Source organism: Neisseria sp. P0020.S005 (assembly GCF_051957055.1).
In the GTDB taxonomy this organism is placed as follows: domain Bacteria; phylum Pseudomonadota; class Gammaproteobacteria; order Burkholderiales; family Neisseriaceae; genus Neisseria; species Neisseria subflava_A.
This window is the reverse complement of sequence record NZ_JBQCWV010000034.1, coordinates 1-577: the sequence shown is the minus strand read 5'-3', so window position 1 is coordinate 577 and position 577 is coordinate 1. Positions and strand designations below refer to the sequence as shown.

At 47.7% G+C, this 577-nt stretch carries 1 protein-coding gene; it reads left to right on the top strand.

Annotated elements, in window-relative coordinates:
* Positions 1-278: YfbK domain-containing protein (locus ACTHTU_RS11170; protein ID WP_440362585.1), on the top strand; the 278-nt coding region annotated here is incomplete at its 5' end.
* Positions 279-577 lie beyond the last annotated feature (299 nt).

Here is a 577-nt window from a genome sequence, read left to right as displayed (position 1 = left end):
GGGCAAAAGACAGCAAGCTGATGGAACAAGCAATTCCCGTTGGTAGCAAACCGCTGGAGCAAGCCGATAAAGACACCCTGCTCGCCCTTGCCGCGGCTTCCTATGCCCAAGCCCTGCGCGGCGGCGAATACAACGGCAAACTTGGCTGGAGCGACATTGAAAAAATGGTACAGCAAGTCCAAGGTGATGATCCGTTTGAGCTGAAATCGGAATTTCTCCAATTGGTACGCATTGCCGCCGGTAATGAAAAGCAATCAGGTCCTTTGGTTAAAGAATAAACCTGAAAAAGGCTGTCTGAAAAACATTCAGACGGCCTTTTAATTACCTGTGTTACCCTCAACCGCACAACAAAAACAGATCAACCTAAACTTACCTTCAAACGCGAAAACACGCCTCCTGACTTTGCCGCCATCTTCATCCTAAAGGAGCAAGGATGAAAAACACTGTCTTAAAATTGATCATGATCTGCTTATGCTGCTGATGCTATGCCGTATTCGTTTCCTGGGAAAATGGCGGATTCAGCCAGCTCCATGATTTTCCCGCAACAGAGAGCAACGGCATGAGCGTATAACTCCAT